The sequence below is a fragment of the Dorea sp. AF24-7LB genome, assembly GCF_003478575.1.
GTDB classification, from domain to species: domain Bacteria; phylum Bacillota; class Clostridia; order Lachnospirales; family Lachnospiraceae; genus Dorea_D; species Dorea_D hominis.
Genome location: NZ_QUFR01000005.1, coordinates 170,637 through 188,900 on the forward strand (window position 1 = coordinate 170,637; position 18,264 = coordinate 188,900).

Annotated in this window: 17 protein-coding genes, 1 tRNA gene and 1 riboswitch; of the genes, 13 read left to right on the forward strand and 5 right to left on the reverse strand. The window is 41.9% G+C overall.

Annotated elements, in window-relative coordinates:
* The first annotated feature begins 1 nt into the window (after position 1).
* The 7 genes from porA (at position 2) to DWY31_RS07290 (ending at position 6,239) form a co-directional block, all read left to right on the forward strand.
* Positions 2–1,183, forward strand: coding sequence for a pyruvate ferredoxin oxidoreductase (gene porA / locus DWY31_RS07260; protein ID WP_118519919.1), 1,182 nt, complete (start codon positions 2–4; stop codon positions 1,181–1,183).
* 17 nt (positions 1,184–1,200) lie between these two features.
* On the forward strand, positions 1,201–2,133 hold the full coding sequence (locus DWY31_RS07265) for a thiamine pyrophosphate-dependent enzyme (protein WP_118519920.1): 933 nt from the start codon (positions 1,201–1,203) through the stop codon (positions 2,131–2,133).
* Between the two features lie 62 nt (positions 2,134–2,195).
* Positions 2,196–2,303, forward strand: a riboswitch (TPP riboswitch).
* 147 nt (positions 2,304–2,450) lie between these two features.
* The gene (gene thiS, locus DWY31_RS07270; RefSeq protein ID WP_021859597.1) at positions 2,451–2,648 is read left to right on the forward strand and encodes a sulfur carrier protein ThiS; all 198 of its coding nucleotides are present in this window, start codon (positions 2,451–2,453) and stop codon (positions 2,646–2,648) included.
* 134 nt (positions 2,649–2,782) lie between these two features.
* Entirely contained in the window at positions 2,783–3,439 is a 657-nt protein-coding gene (thiF, locus tag DWY31_RS07275; RefSeq protein ID WP_408640167.1) for a sulfur carrier protein ThiS adenylyltransferase ThiF, read from the forward strand.
* Between the two features lie 32 nt (positions 3,440–3,471).
* Entirely contained in the window at positions 3,472–4,245 is a 774-nt protein-coding gene (locus tag DWY31_RS07280) for a thiazole synthase (protein WP_021859595.1), read from the forward strand.
* A 39-nt stretch (positions 4,246–4,284) separates the two neighbouring features.
* Positions 4,285–5,499: a 2-iminoacetate synthase ThiH gene (gene thiH, locus DWY31_RS07285; RefSeq protein WP_021859594.1), complete on the forward strand. Its 1,215-nt coding sequence runs from the start codon at positions 4,285–4,287 to the stop codon at positions 5,497–5,499.
* A gap of 104 nt (positions 5,500–5,603) precedes the next feature.
* The gene (locus DWY31_RS07290; protein ID WP_021859593.1) at positions 5,604–6,239 is read left to right on the forward strand and encodes a thiamine phosphate synthase; all 636 of its coding nucleotides are present in this window, start codon (positions 5,604–5,606) and stop codon (positions 6,237–6,239) included.
* Positions 6,240–6,332: 93 nt separating this feature from the next.
* On the opposite strand, the gene mgtE is transcribed toward DWY31_RS07290, so the two are convergent.
* Positions 6,333–7,727, reverse strand: coding sequence for a magnesium transporter (gene mgtE, locus DWY31_RS07295; RefSeq protein WP_118519921.1), 1,395 nt, complete (start codon positions 7,725–7,727; stop codon positions 6,333–6,335).
* Positions 7,728–8,209: 482 nt separating this feature from the next.
* Between mgtE and DWY31_RS07300 the strand changes: the two genes are divergently transcribed.
* Complete coding sequence (locus tag DWY31_RS07300) at positions 8,210–8,764, forward strand: carboxymuconolactone decarboxylase family protein (RefSeq protein WP_021859701.1); 555 nt, start codon at positions 8,210–8,212, stop codon at positions 8,762–8,764.
* A 261-nt stretch (positions 8,765–9,025) separates the two neighbouring features.
* Here the strand turns inward: DWY31_RS07300 and DWY31_RS07305 are convergent.
* Together DWY31_RS07305 and DWY31_RS07310 are read right to left on the reverse strand one after the other, a co-directional pair.
* A tRNA-Leu gene (locus DWY31_RS07305) sits at positions 9,026–9,109 on the reverse strand.
* 131 nt (positions 9,110–9,240) lie between these two features.
* The gene (locus tag DWY31_RS07310) at positions 9,241–10,359 is read right to left on the reverse strand and encodes a DUF4317 domain-containing protein (RefSeq protein ID WP_118519922.1); all 1,119 of its coding nucleotides are present in this window, start codon (positions 10,357–10,359) and stop codon (positions 9,241–9,243) included.
* Between the two features lie 247 nt (positions 10,360–10,606).
* Here DWY31_RS07310 and sdaAB point away from each other — a divergent pair, with 247 nt between their 5' ends.
* Genes sdaAB through DWY31_RS07325 form a run of 3 tightly spaced genes read left to right on the forward strand, consistent with a single transcriptional unit; the run spans position 10,607 to position 12,865 of the window.
* Positions 10,607–11,278 carry an L-serine ammonia-lyase, iron-sulfur-dependent subunit beta gene (gene sdaAB / locus DWY31_RS07315; RefSeq protein ID WP_118288414.1) on the forward strand — a complete coding sequence of 224 codons (672 nt, stop codon included), beginning with the start codon at positions 10,607–10,609 and terminating at the stop codon, positions 11,276–11,278.
* Positions 11,279–11,303: 25 nt separating this feature from the next.
* Positions 11,304–12,173: an L-serine ammonia-lyase, iron-sulfur-dependent, subunit alpha gene (sdaAA, locus tag DWY31_RS07320; protein WP_118519923.1), complete on the forward strand. Its 870-nt coding sequence runs from the start codon at positions 11,304–11,306 to the stop codon at positions 12,171–12,173.
* Positions 12,174–12,229: 56 nt separating this feature from the next.
* Entirely contained in the window at positions 12,230–12,865 is a 636-nt protein-coding gene (locus DWY31_RS07325; RefSeq protein WP_021859705.1) for an endonuclease III domain-containing protein, read from the forward strand.
* A 226-nt stretch (positions 12,866–13,091) separates the two neighbouring features.
* Here the strand turns inward: DWY31_RS07325 and DWY31_RS07330 are convergent, their stop codons facing one another.
* A complete protein-coding gene (locus DWY31_RS07330) occupies positions 13,092–13,328 on the reverse strand; it encodes a hypothetical protein (RefSeq protein ID WP_118519924.1) in 237 nt (78 codons plus the stop codon).
* Positions 13,329–13,587: 259 nt separating this feature from the next.
* On the opposite strand from DWY31_RS07330, the gene DWY31_RS07335 reads away from it, so the two are divergent.
* The gene (locus DWY31_RS07335; protein ID WP_021859707.1) at positions 13,588–16,176 is read left to right on the forward strand and encodes a cation-translocating P-type ATPase; all 2,589 of its coding nucleotides are present in this window, start codon (positions 13,588–13,590) and stop codon (positions 16,174–16,176) included.
* A gap of 64 nt (positions 16,177–16,240) precedes the next feature.
* Here the strand turns inward: DWY31_RS07335 and yfcE are convergent, their stop codons facing one another.
* The gene (gene yfcE / locus DWY31_RS07340; RefSeq protein ID WP_021859708.1) at positions 16,241–16,786 is read right to left on the reverse strand and encodes a phosphodiesterase; all 546 of its coding nucleotides are present in this window, start codon (positions 16,784–16,786) and stop codon (positions 16,241–16,243) included.
* A gap of 534 nt (positions 16,787–17,320) precedes the next feature.
* On the opposite strand from yfcE, the gene DWY31_RS07350 reads away from it, so the two are divergent.
* Positions 17,321–18,121, forward strand: coding sequence for an SDR family NAD(P)-dependent oxidoreductase (locus DWY31_RS07350; RefSeq protein ID WP_117537877.1), 801 nt, complete (start codon positions 17,321–17,323; stop codon positions 18,119–18,121).
* Positions 18,122–18,264 lie beyond the last annotated feature (143 nt).

Below are 18,264 nucleotides of genomic sequence, written 5' to 3' on the forward strand. Positions count from 1 at the left end.
GATGGGAAAAAGAGAACGTTTATCAGGAAATGAAGCGGTTGCAATCGCATTGAGACAGATTAATCCAGATGTGTTCCCGGCATTCCCGATTACTCCGTCCACAGAGATTCCACAGTATTTCGCTTCTTTTGCAGCAAACGGACAGGTAGATACAGAGTTTATTCCGGTAGAGAGTGAGCACAGTTCCATGAGCGCTGCAATCGGAGCTTCGGCAGCAGGAGCAAGAAGTTTGACAGCGACTTCTTCCTGCGGACTTGCCTATATGTGGGAAGAATTATATATTGCGGCATCTAATAGACTGCCGTTAGCACTGGCTCTTGTAAACCGTGCACTTTCCGGCCCGATCAACATCAACTGTGACCATTCCGACAGTATGGGAGCAAGAGATGCAGGCTGGATCCAGATTTATGCAGAAAATAATCAGGAAGCATATGACAACATGGTGCAGGCATATCGCATTTCCGAACATGCAGATGTCAGACTGCCGATCATGATCTGTCAGGATGGATTTATTACCAGTCATGCAGTAGAAAATATCGAATTACTGGATGACGCAGAGGTAAAGAATTTCGTTGGAGAATATGAACCGGAAAATTATCTTCTGAATCCGGAATGCCCGATGGCAGTTGGTCCATATGCGATCACAGATTATTATATGGAAGCAAAACGCTCGCAGGCAGAAGGCATGAAACATGTACCGGCAGTTGTAGAGGAGGTTGCAAAGGAATTTGCGAAAGTATCCGGACGTGAATATGGTCTGTTTGAATCTTACTGCATGGAAGATGCTGAGCGTGCAGTTGTAATGATCGGTTCTGCAGCAGGAACAACAAAAGATGCGATTGACCGCTTAAGAGAACAGGGAGAGAAAGTCGGACTTGTGAAGATCCGTCTGTTCCGCCCATTTCCAGCTGATGAGATCGCGGAGACACTCAAAAATGTGAAAGCAGTTGCAATTATGGACCGTGCAGAAAGCTATACGAACCATGGCGGACCGTTAGGTGCAGATGTGATGAGTGCATTATACCGCGCAAAAGCAGATGCGCTGGCAGTGAATTACATCTACGGTCTTGGCGGACGTGACGTGCGCGTAGAAGACATGGAAGGCGTATTTGAAGCCCTGAAGCAGATGATCGCAGATGGCGATGCAGGAGAAACCTACCGCTATCTTGGAATTAGAGAATAAGGAGGGCCGTAGAGAAGATGAGTTATAATTTTAAAGAGACAATGAATAAATCAGAGCGTCTGGCGCCAGGACACAGAATGTGTGCCGGATGTGGTGGAACAATCGCAGTTCGTAATGTACTGCGCGGTCTTCATGAAGGTGATAAAGCAGTCATCGGAAATGCAACAGGATGTCTGGAAGTATCCACATTTACATACCCATACACAGCATGGGAAGACAGCTACATTCATAATGCATTTGAAAATGCAGGCGCAACCATGAGTGGTGTGGAAGGTGCCTACAAAGCATTAAAACGAAAAGGAAAATTAGACGAAACATACAAATTTATCACATTTGGTGGTGACGGCGGTACTTATGATATTGGTCTGCAGTCACTGTCCGGAGCAATGGAGAGAAATCAGGATCTGGTATATGTCTGTTATGACAACGGTGCTTATATGAATACCGGCATCCAACGTTCTTCTGCAACACCGATGTATGCAGATACAACAACTACACCGGTAGGAAGCGAGAGTAACGGAAAACCACAGAACAGAAAAGATCTTGCATCTGTAATTGCTGCGCATGATATTCCGTATGTGGCACAGACAACGTTTGTACAGAACTTTAAAGATCTGCATATCAAATCCGAAAAAGCGATTTATACACCAGGCGCTGCTTTCTTGAATATTATGGCACCATGTCCGCGTGGATGGAGATACAATACGCCGGATATTATGGAGATTTGCGAACTTGGTGTAGAGACATGCTACTGGCCGTTATTTGAGGTCGTAGAAGGGAAATGGATTCTGAACTATGAGCCGAAGAAGAAACTCCCAATCGAAGATTTCTTAAGACCACAGGGAAGATTCAAACATCTTTTCAAGAAAGGCAATGAGTATCTGTTAGAGGCTTTCCAGAAAGAAGTAGACAGAAGATGGGAAGAACTTCAGTTCAGATGCTCCAGATAAGGATGTGATATAAAATATATTTGACAGATCTGTGAAATATATTTATACTAGAGAAGAACAATCAAATAGAACTGGGGAGCTTATGTGATAGGCTGAGAGGAAGTTTAAAACTTCGACCCATATACCTGATTTGGATAATGCCAACGTAGGAACGCAAGGAATATGTTATGAGCGGAAGATACTTTGGTATCTTCCGTTTTTGTTATTAACAGGTATAAAAGATTGAGAGTGAACAAGAGTTCATGAAGGGGCGCACCACCGCGGGTACGTTTCTTTGTGAACTCTTTTTTTCTAAGATTAAAAGGAGGTGCAGTGAAATGATTACAGTAAATGGAAAAGAGATTCAGATGAAACAGTCAATATCTGTTGCTGCTTATCTGGAAAACGCTGGATATCAGATGAAAAGGATTGCGGTAGAGTTAAATGGAGATATTCTTCCGAAATATGAATATTCCGATACGATGTTGAAAGACGGTGATCGTCTGGAAGTTGTGACATTTGTCGGAGGAGGCTAAAGCGGAAGAAAGAGTAGTCCGGGACAAAAAGAGATGAGCACAGGGATTATGACAGTTGCGTGAGGAAACCGATGAGGAAAAAAGTTCCGGACCAAAAAGAGATGAGCCAGGAAGTTAATGACATAAAGGAGAAAATGATGGAAGGACAGACAACAAAGACATTAACAAAAGAAGAGATCCAGGCGGCGTTGGAAGAACGTCATTCGCCGGAGATCCAGAAAAAATTATCTGCCGGACATGTGACAATTGCCGGACTTGGCGGGCTTGGATCAAATGTGGCGTATGCACTTGCAAGAATTGGTGTCGGGCATTTGCACTTGATTGATTTTGACGTAGTGGATATTACGAATCTGAACCGGCAGCAGTACTTTATGGAACATCTTGGAATGTATAAAACCGATGCGTTGAAATCGCTGCTTTTGAAAATTAATCCATATCTTGATATCCGGACAGACTGCGTGAAAGTGACAGAAGAGAATCTGATTTCTCTTTTTGAAGATGCAGGAATTGTATGCGAAGCGTTTGATAATCCAGAAGCAAAAGCAATGCTGGTAAATGGAATTCTACAGCATTTTCCGAAAAAGAAACTGGTATCGGCAACCGGAATGGCAGGCTATGGGAGCAGTAATACAATTCGCACAGAACATCTGATGAAGAACTTTTACCTGTGTGGTGACCGTGTGACAGAGCCAGGTTATGGAAATGGACTGATGGCGCCAAGAGTTGCAATCTGCGCTGCCCATGAAGCAAATATGATCACACGCTTGCTTCTTGGTGAGGAAGAGATATAAATCAAAAAATAATAAGAAAAGAGGACAAACATATGAGTACAAAAGACACATGGAGTTTGGGAGGACACACATTTACATCCAGATTTATTTTAGGATCAGGAAAATTTTCACTGGATCTTGTAAAAGCATGCATTGAAAAAGCAGATGCGCAGATCATTACACTGGCGCTTCGCCGCGCAAATGAAGGCGGACTGGCAAATATTCTGGATTATATTCCGGACAATGTAACATTACTTCCGAATACATCCGGAGCAAGAAATGCAGAAGAAGCTGTCAGAATCGCAAGATTATCAAGAGAAGTTGGATGCGGGGATTTTGTAAAAATCGAAGTTGTCCGCGACTCCAAATATTTATTGCCGGATAATTACGAAACAATAAAAGCAACGGAAATTCTTGCAAAAGAAGGATTTGTAGTTATGCCATATATGTATCCGGATCTGAATGCGGCAAGAGCGCTGGCAGATGCCGGAGCAGCATGCATTATGCCACTTGGAGCGCCGATCGGTTCCAATAAAGGACTTGCGACGAAAGAATTTATACAGATTCTCATTGATGAAATGGATCTACCGATCATCGTGGATGCCGGAATCGGTCGCCCATCACAGGCATGCGAAGCAATGGAAATGGGCGCAGCGGCAGTGATGGCAAATACAGCAATCGCAACAGCAGGTGATGTTCCGGTCATGGCAGAAGCATTTAAGAAAGCAATCGAGGCAGGGCGCAGTGCTTATCTGTCCGGACTTGGAAGAACAATCGAAAGAGGCGCCAGCGCATCCTCTCCGCTTACGGGATTTTTAGAGGATTAATCTTAACAAAAATTGCAAAAATACAAGAAGGTAAAAAAGATGGAAAATCAACATATCAATGAAAGTATATTAAGTGAGGAGATTCTGGAAGATCAGAAGAAAAACAGAATCGATCATATGACATATTTGCCGGGAATGGAAGATATCGGCTCAGAAGTATTGGATCAGGTTGTAGAAGCTATGCAAGCTTACGATTATGATAAATACACGGCGGCAGATGTAAAGCGTGCAATCGCACACACATCCAGAACACCAGAAGATTTTGCGGCGCTTTTATCACCTGCGGCACTTCCGTTTATAGAAGAAATTGCACAGGCAGCAAAAGATGAGACACGTAGACATTTTGGAAACAGTGTGTATATGTTTACGCCGATTTATATTGCAAATTATTGCGAGAATTATTGTATTTACTGTGGATTCAACTGTCACAATAAAATTAACCGTGCGCAGTTAAATGATCAAGAAATTGAGAAAGAAATGCAGGCAATTGCAGAAACTGGATTACAGGAAATTCTCATTCTGACTGGGGAGAGCAGAAGTAAGTCCACAGTGGAATATATCGGAAATGCATGTAGGATTGCAAGAAAATATTTCAAAGTAATCGGACTTGAAATCTATCCGGTCAATTCAGACGAATATGCATATTTACACGAATGTGGTGCAGATTATGTGACCGTATTCCAGGAAACATACAATTCTGATAAATATGAAACATTACATTTGGCAGGACATAAACGTATTTATCCATATCGTGTTAATGCACAGGAGCGTGCTTTAAAAGGTGGCATGCGTGGTGTCGGATTCGGCGCACTTCTGGGATTGGACGATTTCCGCAAAGATGCATTTGCAACCGGATATCATGCATATTTATTACAGAGAAAATATCCACATGCAGAAATTGCATTTTCCTGTCCACGGTTGCGTCCGATCATCAATAACGACCGGATCAACCCGATGGATGTGCATGAGACACAGCTGTTGCAGGTTGTTTGCGCATATCGTCTCTTTATGCCATTTGCAAGCATTACCGTATCAACAAGAGAGTGCGCACGCGTGCGAGATCATCTTGTGGGTATTGCGGCTACTAAGATTTCTGCAGGAGTCAGCACCGGAATCGGAAGCCATGTGGAAGACATCGAGGACAAAGGCGATGATCAGTTTGAAATTTCTGATGGCAGAAGTGTGAAGGAAGTTTATGATGCATTGCTGAAAAATGATCTGCAGCCGGTCATGAGTGATTATATTTATGTATAGAGAATTATAAGATATAAAAAGATTATATTTTCGTAAAGAAATAAAATGCACGAAGCGATTATATTTTATGTGTGAACAAGTAAAAGATATAAAGAGATTATAGTATGTGTAAAGAAATAAAAAATACGGATGATAGATGTACAAATGAGAAAGTGCAAGGGTTTCATGTAGTTGCAGTGACAAACCGTACATTAAGCAAGAGACCATATTTAGAACAGATCCGAAAAATTTGTGAATGGGGACCGGATGCCATAATTTTGCGGGAAAAAGATCTGACCGAAAAAGAATATAAAGATCTTGCAGAGAAAGTGCTGGCAATCTGCAAAGAGTATCAGGTTCCATGTATTTTGCATACATTCTATCAAGTGGCGATGGAATTGCCGTGTGACGGCCTTCATTTGCCACTGCCATTGTTACGGGAAGTGACGGCTGGGAAAAGTGCATCTGGGCGGTGGAGAGAAAAATTTGCGAAACTTGGCACTTCTGTACATTCTGTAGAAGAGGCCATAGAAGCAGAAAAACTCGGTGCAACCTACATAACAGCAGGGCACATTTACGCTACAGACTGCAAAAAAGGGCTGCCGCCGAGAGGCTTGCTCTTTTTACGAGAAGTCTGTGAAGCTGTGGATATTTCTGTATATGGAATCGGTGGAATAAAATTCCACATGGACCAGTGGATAGAATTGGGAAAATGTGGAGCAATTGGTGGGTGTATCATGTCTGGCATGATGAAAATGTAAAAAACCGCAAAAGGGGACGGGGATTTTCTAAAAAATCCCCGTCCCCTTTTGCGGTTGCACCTGTCCCTTTTTAGAAAATCCCCGTCCCCTTTTCTAACCTGCTAAATGCATCAGGTTGATTAAAAGGATCCAACTAAGTCCGTAATAGGATACGACGGCAACAAGGTCGTTGACGGTTGTAATAAGTGGCCCGGATGCGACAGCCGGATCGACATGTATTTTCTTGAAGAAGAGAGGAATACATGTGCCAACGGCGCCGGAAATAACCATTGCCAATAACAGTGAAGCACCGATACAGCCGGAGACTGCATAGGCGAACAAGAAACTCTTTCCTTTGAAAAGTGCAATATACAATCCGATTAATATAAAGGACAGAACACCAAGGATGAAACCATTGGAAAATGCAATTTTCATTTCTTTTAATACAAGTTCAAATTTTTGTTTTCCGGTTAATGACTCGTCCATGAGGACACGAATCGTAACAGCAAGCGACTGTGTACCGACGTTTCCGGCCATATCCAAAATCAGTGACTGGAAACACATAATTAATGTAAGCTGGCTTACAACTGTTTCAAATAATCCGACAACAGAAGAAACAACCATGCCAAGACCTAACAGAACCAGAAGCCACGGAAGACGCTTTTTAATACTCTCGCGCAATGGCTCTTTCAAATCTTCTTCGGCGGTCAATCCGGCGAACTTTGCATAGTCTTCACCCATCTCGTCATCAACCAGGTCTACCATACTCTGGGATGTGATGACACCTAGCAGTTTGTTTTCATTGTCAAGAATCGGGATAGAATCCTCGGAATAATCTTTTAACTTTTCAATACAATCATCAATCAGTTCATTTCCATATACATAAGGATAAGACGTTACGATCAAGTCTTCCAACGGCTGATCCTGTCTTGCGATGATCAGATCTTTCAGATCCATAGCACCATAAAAAGTCTGTTTGTCTGTCACCATAAATATAGTAGAAATATTATCATTTTTTGCCGCCTGGTCAATAAGGCTGCTCATTGCCTGCTTGACCGTGAGATTTTCACGGATCATAATGCAGTTGGTTGTCATTTTGCTACCGATTTCTTCCTCGTCGAAAGAAGCAATAACGGCGATGTCTTTTCTGGCATCATCATCCATCAGTTCGATAAAAAGATTCTTTTTGTCTTTTGGAACCATCTGCAAAACATCTACAACGGCATCTGTTTCCATTGCAGACAAAATTAATGCCGCTTTTTTGACATCAATTTCATTCAAATATTCTGCTGCTTCTTTTTCATCGGTGTGTTCAAAGATATCAGAAAGCATATCCAGGTCGAGAATACGACAAAGTTTGACACGCTCTTTTACGGTCAGTTCCGGAAAAACTTCTGCGAGATCATTCTCGTGGTAGTCTTCCAGTTTGTTTCGCATAATCCCCGGAGAGGTGTTACTCCGGATGATTTTTAGAATTTCCGGTGTGTAATTCTGTGTTTTATTTTCCATTTTTACCTCCAAGTTGCTGTGTGATTTTCAGTTGTTTAAATATCCTTAAGAAATGAATTTGTGCTGTCTTAAGAAATGAAAATCAGGGCATGGAAAATAGAATCAAAAATTATAGAAAACAACAGCATCGACTGTTGCTTGTTTCCGATTCTATATTCTTACTTCGCCCGTGACTATCACAACCGTCCATACTGTTCACCTGCCTTTAAAATAATTTTAGAAATGATTGTTGGAATTATTGCGAAAATTGCAAAATCTCCCGTAGAATATTATAGCCTTTTCGATAATGAGGCGCAAGTGCTTTTGTATGTAAGAGAGAAAATTTACATCGTTTTAACAGAGATACATTCTTAATAATTCAAAAAAAACAAACAAAAAAGTGAGAAAATGTGATTTATGATTGACGGAAAATGTGGAAAGTAGTATTATGTTCCTATAAACCTACTGAAAGAATATGTTATAAAAATGGAGGGCATTAAGAAATGGCAAGAGTAGCATTTACAAATGAAAAAGAAGCTACAGGAAAAGAACTGGAAGCTTATCTTGAGTTAAAGAATCAGGGAAAATTAACAAATATGAAAGAAGCACTGCTTCAGGATTATGCAACATATGACGCATTTATGGGATGGTATACATCCTGGAACAGACTGGTTGAAATTATTGGACAGCGTGCAGCAATTGTTTATGCACATTCTGTATCTTCAACAAACGGATGCCTTCTGTGCTCCTTATTCTTCGTAAGCGATTTAGCAGAGATCGGAATTGATCCATCTAACTTTGAACCAACTGAGAAAGAAGCACTTCTGAAGAGTCTTGCAGAGCAGATCGTTAAGAACCCTACAAAAGTATCTGACGAGACATTTACAGAGTTAAAGAAATATTACACTGACAAAGAGATCGTAGTTATTGTTGGATTTGCATGCCAGATGATGGCAACAAATAATTTCAACTCTGTATTACAGATCGATGTTGACCAGAGACTGATCCCAATCCAGGACAAGTTTGAGCCTGCAACATGGAGAGATGCTATTAAATAAGTTTCGCAGGAAAATAGTAAGGGAACGAAAAAGACTTCATTTTTGGGCGTGCCCAGGGTGAAGTCTTTTGTTTTGTTCGCCAAATACAGATCCTTGTGCAAGCACAAATCTGTACTTGGCTCATCGTATACACAGAGACAAGATACGTTCTCGAGAATCTTACTCTGATTAGCGGTCGCTAAATGCTGTCATGCAAATATGATGCATTTGCTTCGTTGCAATAAAAAAAACTCTTGATTACTCAAGAGTTCTTATCGCTAGTGCGGAGAAAGGGACTTGAACCCTCACAGGATAAACTCCCACTAGAACCTGAATCTAGCGCGTCTGCCATTCCGCCATCTCCGCTCGCTGACAAAAAGTATAATATCACATTCTGGCAGATAATGCAAATGTTTTTTTGCATTATTTTGAAAAAATATGCAAATTTTTATTTGCACTCAATTGCAAAACGAAAGCCCATACTTTTTATCCCATGCTTAATGGACTTCAATTCCATTGACTTCCAGATGTTCATCAATCGGAATAACGAGACATTTCCGTCCGTCAATTTCTCGGGTTTCAACGAGATCAGACCGCTCCGGGTTTACTTTCAGAACAATATCCGGAGTTTCAATCTGGAAAGTCTTTGTGCTTGCAATATTGGCGGCAAGTAATGTCTGTTTTTCGCCGACCACTTCCGCAAACTCCTCATCGAAAGTTTCGAGATGTTCCTGGGAAGCGCCGCTTCTGGCAAGAAGATTCTTCATTTCCGGTTTGCCGAGTTCTAGCGGTTCCGGTGTTTCTTTGGCTTCTTCGATCATTTCATTCAGATTATCGTGAATATTTCTTACAACTTCATAATCACAATCTTCCCCCAGTGTATCACTGATGATCGTTTGGAAAGATGCTTTCTGATCTTTTGCGGTAAGTGGGATCTGGCTTCCGAGAACATTTTCAATGAAGTCCGGCTGCAGCTCTTCTGGTTTCTTGGAGTAATACAGAACTCCGTGAAGATCACTTGCGCGGTCATTAAATGCCGGGAAGAGGAAACCTTTGACAGGTAATTCCACAAACCAGTCGCGGATACGGTCCTCAATATTGTTCGTCTCTGCATTGTATGTAAGCCCCGCTTTGGTAAGATTTACCGGACAGATACTGCACATGATATGTTCATATACAGTATCGGAAGCATCAAACATCTCCAGACCGTCTGAAGATTTGCCCGGCACATCATAGACCGCATGGATCAGTATGATGTAATAATTTTCCGGGTAAATATAATTTTCAATGACCTTATCGTAAAATTCCTCAACCAGAAGATCATCGGTAAGCTTGCTGTCACGGAGCTTTAAGAGAAATTCCTGCGTTCCACCCGGCATCTCCTGCTCTGTCGGAAATTCCATGTTCATCAGATTTTTCCCAAGTGTTCCGGATAACGTATGTTTGAAAATATCAAAATATTTGAAGGCTTCTTCTTCCGGCATGGAAAGAAAAGCCTTTTTCAATTCTGTCTTTTTTTCTTTCTCGTGATCCACATAGCAGCCGCAAATACGTGTAATTGCACAGTTTTCCGGCGTGAACTGCTTGCGGATTTCCAGTACTTCTTTCTTGTTCATAGGTCATACACTCCCTTTTTCAGACTGACTTCAATGTTAGCATATCATGACTTTGTTTACAAGTTTGCAGTGTCAAAATAGATGAATACAGGAGTGGAAAGTGCGGTGAAAATTATGTGATTTTTATAACAAAAAAGAGAAAGAAAATAAGTAGAACGGCGTACAGAAAAAGATTGTAAAGAGAGGTGAGAAAACGTATAATAAGAAGTAGATATGTGTCAAAAAATAGAAAAGAGAGGGTAAAAAAATGGGAAATATCTTTGACATTTTAGGACCGGTTATGATCGGTCCATCAAGCTCCCACACAGCAGGTGCAGCGCGTATCGGTCTTATTGCAAGACAATTGTTCGGGAGACAGCCAGAGAAAGCTACAGTATATCTGCATGGCTCATTTGCTGCAACGGGGAAAGGACACGGAACGGACAAAGCACTGATCGCAGGATTATTGGGGATGCTGCCAGACGATATGCGGATTCCGGTAAGCTTTGATGTAGCAAAAGAAGAAGGCATGGAATTTACAATTGAGAACAAGGACATTAAAGGTGCACACCCGAATACAGCACAGATTGTGATGGAAGCAGAAGGTGTTCCGACGATGAAGATGCAGGCACATTCCATCGGTGGTGGTCGTATCAAAGTCTGCAAGCTGGATGGAATAGACGTGAATTTCAGCGGTGAGACATGCACTTTGATTATTCGAAATATAGATGAACCTGGACGGATCATGGATGTATCAGCAGCACTTTCCAAAGCGGAGATTAATATTGCGACAATGCAGGTATTTCGCGATAAACGTGGAGGCTGTGCGGTAATGGTTGTTGAGACAGATCAGGTGATTCCGAAGGAAGCAATCGAAGATCTGGAGAGTAAGCCGGGAATTATCCGGGTAAAATTCCTGGATCCGAACGGAGTAGAGTAAGAATAGTAAAAGGAGATAGAAGCGTATGTCATATCAATCAATGGAAGAAGCGCAGCTACGCTGCAAAAAAGATGGCCTTCCATTCTGGAAGGCTGTACAGATAGAAGATGCAAATGAAAGAGGAGTTACACTGGAAAACTCCTGGAAACAGATGACAGGTATGTGGCAGTCTATGCTGGAAAACCTGGATGCCTATGAAGAGAATCTGGTTTCACAAAGTGGAATGGTCGGAAAAGACGGCGGTCAGATGGATGCCTACAGAGAGAATGAGAAACCGTTATGTGGCGATTTTATGGCAAAAGTTATGGCAAATGCATTGAAAATGGGCTGTAATAATGCATGCATGAAGAGAATAGTAGCAGCACCGACTGCTGGAGCATGTGGTGTACTTCCGGCAGTTCTTGTTACTTATTACAGAGAGTATCAGGTGCCGGAGGAAACGATGATAGAAGCATTATATGTAGCAGCAGGTCTGGGACAGATCATAGCCAACAGAGCATATCTTGCAGGTGCATCAGGTGGATGTCAGGCTGAGATAGGTTCCGGCTCCGGAATGGCAGCAGGTGCAATCTGTCATGTACGTGGTGGCAACAGTGAAGTGATCGCCAATGCATGTGCAATGGCGCTTAAGAATCTGATGGGACTGGTATGCGATCCGGTAGCGGGACTGGTAGAAGTCCCATGTGTGAAGAGAAATGTCGGAGGTGCAGTGAATGCACTGGCAGCTGCAGATATGGCGCTGGCTGGAATTACAAGTAAGATCCCGATCGATCAGGTGATTGATGCAATGAAAGATGTTGGAGATAAGATGGATGTTACTCTTCGTGAGACGGGTATCGGTGGTGTCGCAGGCACACCGGCAGGACAGGCTGTTGCAGAAAAACTGGGTATGTAATACATCATTCCAAGATTACAGATGATTAGTGATGGCAGCAAGAAGGAGCAGACAGAATGACAAAAAAACAAAGAGCACTTGAAGTAATAGAACGTTTGAAAAAGAGATATCCGGATGCGGACTGTACATTGGACTATGATCAGGCATGGAAGCTACTGGTAAGTGTGAGACTTGCCGCACAGTGTACGGATGCCAGAGTGAATATAGTCGTTGAAACATTGTATGATAAGTATCCGACGGTGAAAGCGCTGGCACAGGCTTCACCGGAAGAGATTGAAGAAATTGTCAGACCATGCGGACTTGGCAAAAGTAAGGCAAGAGATATCAGCGCCTGCATGAAGATTCTGGATGAACAATACGACGGAAATGTACCGGATGATTTTCAAGCGCTTCTGAAACTTCCAGGTGTTGGGCGTAAAAGCGCAAACCTGATTATGGGAGATGTGTTTGGAAAACCTGCGATCGTTACAGATACACACTGTATCCGGCTGTCTAACCGGATCGGACTGGTAGATGGAATCAAAGATCCGAAGAAAGTAGAGATGGAACTATGGAAGATCATCCCTCCGGAAGAAGGAAGTGAGCTCTGCCATCGTCTTGTATATCACGGAAGAGAAGTCTGTACAGCACGGACAACGCCACACTGTGACAGATGCTGCCTGGCAGATATCTGTAAAAAAGTGGGAGTCTGAAGTGTTATGTCGTTTTTGAAGAATGTCAGTGACAGATTCTTCATATATAGCTAAAAGTCAGACTATAAATGTAGTAATAAAAAACAGCACGGTAATATCTGAAAATGAGGGAATTCCTCAGAAAGATATTGCGGTGCTGCTTTTGTATTGCCCTAATACCCGGAGAAAACTGTCAGCGGCAGGCTTTGTAGCTCACTTTAGCATTGCCCGACAGAAACAACAGGTCTTAAGAGTTCATATTTTTCAAGGTTTCCATTAATTCAAGATCGCTGCTTTTTAATTTTACGTTAGTACAGTAATTTTTTCCTTCTGGTGTAGTTACATTTATTTCAATAATAGTTCCTTCTACAAGAGCATCCTGTGATACGGCATTCAAAAACAATGGGAATTTTGGATGATTCCGGCGAAATGTTTCCATGGCATTTTTCATTTTTGATAACATGGTAATCTGATTGAAATTCATAGATGTTCTGTCTCCTTTTCTATTTGCTTTTACGATTATAACGAAGAATGGACAGATAGTCAAAAGATATTTTGTGATAATATTTTAAAGTATGTTATGATAAAACTAAGAAACTATTCACAGAATCTTTAGATTTGCAAATGGAAAAATGTGCTAAGATGATATAGAAGATTGGGGAGAATTGTAGGAGTATACAGTACGGAACAATTCGTATGGCATTTTTTAATCCTAACATAAAATAAAAGGAGGCAGGGACTAAATGAAAAGAAAAAAGCCCGCCGGTTGGAAATATAAAAAAGAAAGACAGAATTACTATAAAAATAAAGGCTATAAGGACGAACCTTTTGATGAAGGAATAACAGAAACATTTACAAAAACAGGTGTTAGAAAGAGAACTACAGACCGTTACGAGCCGGATTATGAGATCGGGCTTTCAGCGGCACAGGTGGCTAAGCACAGAGCAGATGGCTGGTCGAATATAGCGGTAGATCCGCCGTCAAAGACAACAGGAGAAATAATACATGAGAATGTATTTACTTATTTTAACCTGATTTTTCTCGTACTGGCAATTTTACTTTGCCTTGTCGGAGCGTTCAGGGATCTGACATTTCTTCCGGTTATTATTTTTAATACATTGATCGGTATCATACAGGAAGTCCGCGCAAAAAGAGTACTGGATAATCTGAATATGTTAAATGCACCGCATGCCAGTGTGGTAAGAGACGGTAAGATATCCAGAGTAGATGCACAGGAGCTTGTTCTGGATGATATTGTAATTTTTAAAGCGGGAAATCAGATACCGGCAGATGCGATTGTTGTGGCAGGCGAGGTGCAGGTCAATGAGTCGCTGCTTACCGGAGAATCGGATGAGATTACGAAGCAAAAAGGCGACTCACTGATGTCGGGAAGCTTTGTTGTGGCAGGTCAGTGTCATGCAAGACTGGATGCAGTTGGTGCTGATTCGTATATTTCAAAACTGACTCTGGAAGCAAAGCAGATGCAACAGGGTGAACAGTCGGAGATGATCCGTTCTCTTGACAAACTGGTCAAATTTGTCGGAATTGCGTTGATCCCGATTGGAATTGTTTTATTTGTGCAGAGCTTCTTTATGAACCATGATCCGTTCCGGTCAAGTATTACATCTATGGTAGCAGCTGTGATCGGTATGATCCCGGAAGGTTTATACTTGCTTGCAAGTGTTGCGCTGGCAGTAAGTTCCATGAGACTTGCCAGCAAGAAAGTATTGCTGCATGACATGAAGAGTATCGAGACGCTTGCGCGTGTAGATGTATTATGCGTCGATAAGACAGGAACGATTACCGAACCATCTATGTGTGTGAAGCAACTGGTAGCAGTTACAGCAGATGAAAAAGATAATGAAGAAAAAGAAGAAACCGAAGAAAAAGAAATCGGTGAGAAAAAGTCAGCAGGAAAACCAGATGAAAAAGAGCTCCGTACGTTAATTGGAGATTTTGCAAAAGCCATGAGCAATGATAATGCAACAATGGCGGCACTGAAAGAGTATTTCCAGGATAGAAACGGACGAAACGTGGTGAAGGTATTTCCTTTTACATCCGCAGTGAAATACAGTGCAGTGTGTTTGAAGGAAAAGGATGGCACAGAGAATAATTATGTACTTGGCGCACCGGAACTGGTGCTTCGGAAAGATTATGACCAGTGCAGGGATGAGGTCCAGAAATATGCCGGCAAAGGATATCGTGTGCTATTGTTTGGTAAATACGAAGGAGAACTGGACGGAGAACGTCTGAGAGATAAGGTGATTCCTTACGGCTATATTCTTCTGGCAAATCCAATCCGTCAGGAGGCACCGGAAACATTTGCCTATTTTGCAGAACAGGGAGTAGATGTGAAAGTTATTTCCGGTGATAACCCATTGACGGTTTCTGAGGTTGCAAAAGAAGCAGGAATTAAAAATGCAGATCGTTATATTGATGCGTCTACGCTTCGGACAGAAGAAGAGACAGCGGAAGCGATTGCGGAATATACTGTGTTTGGACGTGTTACACCGGCGCAGAAGCGTCAGTTTGTACAGGCTTTGAAAGCCCAGGGAAGAACCGTAGCAATGACGGGAGACGGAGTAAATGATGTACTGGCATTAAAGGATGCGGATTGTAGCGTTGCAATGGCATCCGGAAGTGACGCGGCGGTACAGGCATCACAGGTTGTGCTTCTGGAATCCAATTTTGCCTGTATGCCATCAGTTGTATTGGAAGGAAGACGTGTAGTAAATAATATCCAGAGATCAGCGAGTCTGTTCCTTGTAAAGAACATATTCTCCTTCCTGTTGTCATTGTTCTCGGTTGTATTTATGATTTCTTATCCGCTGGAACCATCACAGGTTTCGCTGATTAGTATGTTTACGATCGGAATACCGGGATTTTTCCTTGCGTTCCAGCCGAATAAAGATATTATTAAAGGACATTTCCTTACAAATGTTGTATTAAAAGCACTTCCGGCGGGGCTTACTGATGTACTTGCAGTTGGGGCACTGGTTGTGTTTGGGCAGGAATTCGGAGTTGGAGCAACGGCTATTTCGACAGCAGCAACTATGCTGCTTGCGGTTGTTGGATTTATGATATTGTACCGGATCTGTCAGCCTTTGAATCTTCTGCGCGGAATTGTGTGGATTGGGTCCATGACAGGTCTCATCCTCTGCAGTATCTTCCTGCCAAAGCTGTTTGCAATCACAGGGATGTCAGAAAAATGCATTATGTTGTTTGTGATTTTTTCCATTGCAACAGAACCGGTACTTCGTTATCTGACACTGTTAGTCAGTGGAATGCGTAATTTATATAGAAGAGTGTTTAAGAAAGAACAGAAAAATTAAGAAAAAAATAGATCGTGCCAGACAATGAGGTTGGACGCGATCTATTTTTTAATTTAAATTATTATTAAACCTTTTGGAGTGGCATAGGAATCTCTGCCCCATCAAGTTTTTTCCAGTGGAATTCACCGTCATAGATCATATACCCATGTGCAGAATTTTCCTTTGGAATAGAGACAGATCCCGGATTCATGTAAATGAAAGTTCCATTATCCTGGTGTGCAGGAATGTGTGTGTGTCCGTTTAAGAGAATGTCACCTTTTTTTAACATCGGTGGATTCTTCGGATTGTGATGATGACCATGGGTGGCGAAAATCGTATGTCCATCCAGTTCCAGGAAACCGTAGTCGGCAAGGATCGGGAATTCCAGAACCATCTGGTCAACCTCTGTATCGCAGTTCCCACGGACACAGAGCAGATGTTCTTTCATCGGATTCAACATAGCGATACATTCCTTTGGGTTATAATCTTTCGGAAGATCGTTACGTGGTCCATGATATAAAATATCGCCAAGAAGAAGCAGACGGTCTGCTTCTTCTTTTTTATATGCTTCCAGCATTTTTTTGCAGTAATAAGCTGAACCGTGAATATCGGATGCAATCATTAATTTCATTTTGTTACCTCATCTTTTCTTAAATTCTACCCCATATTCGCATATCGTGAAGCTAATGCTTTCTTTTTATGCTCATATCGAGGCGGGTCATAAAGCCATAAAACCGCTCTTGTGTAACATATCGTGTTTTCAGACTTTTGACCCTGACATCATACTTTATTGTAACAAGCTGGGGGACAAATGAAAAGAAAAATAAAGCAGATATTCAGGTGGGGATGGAATAAATAAGTATTCAAATGGCAATTTTCTAACAATAAGAAAGATTAGTAAAAAATTAACAAATATGACTGAAAATAAACGAAATTGTATATTGAATTCGCAGGAGCGATTTGCTATTATACTCTTATACCTTTCGCGCTGGGGAAGCGCAGTTGCCCATTTCGGGAAGTGTGCAGCCAGGATATGAAGCTGCTTAAGGGGAACTCGAAAGGACGAGAAGAAGACCACTCCACAGTGCAGGAGAGATAACTTGCAGGTGCCGTGACAGAAGGTATGGATCAGAAAAGACATAACGCACAGAAAGGAGTTAAAACTATGGGATTTTTAACAGGAAAAACAGCAATCATTACAGGAGGAGGACGCGCTGTATTAAGTGATGGAAGTTGCGGATCGATCGGATATGGTATTGCAACTGCTTATGCAAAAGAGGGCGCTAATCTTGTTATTACCGGAAGAAATGTAAAGAAGCTGGAAGATGCAAAAGAAGAATTAGAGAGATTATACGGAATTGAAGTGCTGCCGGTACAGGCAGATGTGAACGCCGGAGCGGACAATCAGGCGGCAGTTCAGAATGTAGTAAAACAGACAGTTGACAAATTTGGAAGAATTGATGTACTGATCAACAATGCACAGGCATCTGCTTCGGGTGTAACACTTGCAGATCACACAACAGAGCAGTTTGACCTTGCAGTATATTCCGGACTTTATGCAGTATTCTATTATATGAAAGCATGCTATCCTTACCTGAAAGAGACTAAAGGTTCAGTAATCAACTTCGCTTCCGGAGCAGGATTGTTTGGCAACTATGGACAGTGTGCGTATGCGGCTGCAAAAGAAGGTATCCGTGGACTTACAAGAGTTGCAGCAACAGAATGGGGAGCAGATGGAATCAATGTCAATATTGTTTGCCCGCTTGCATGGACAGCACAGTTAGAGAATTTCCAGAAAGCATATCCTGACGCATTTAAGGCAAATGTTAAGATGCCGCCGGCAGGACACTACGGAGACGTTGAGAAAGAGATCGGACGTGCATGCGTACAGCTTGCTTCTCCGGATTTTAAATATATGAATGGTGAGACAATTACATTGGAAGGTGGAATGGGACAGAGACCATAATTGGTTGATGTGTACATACAGTTCAAACCCACCGCCGGTTTTGGAAATATCTCCTGACCGGCGGTGGGGTAATTTTTTAGGATAATATAATTTGAATATCAAAATACTTGACAAACAAAGGAAAAGAATATATACTTTGAAAG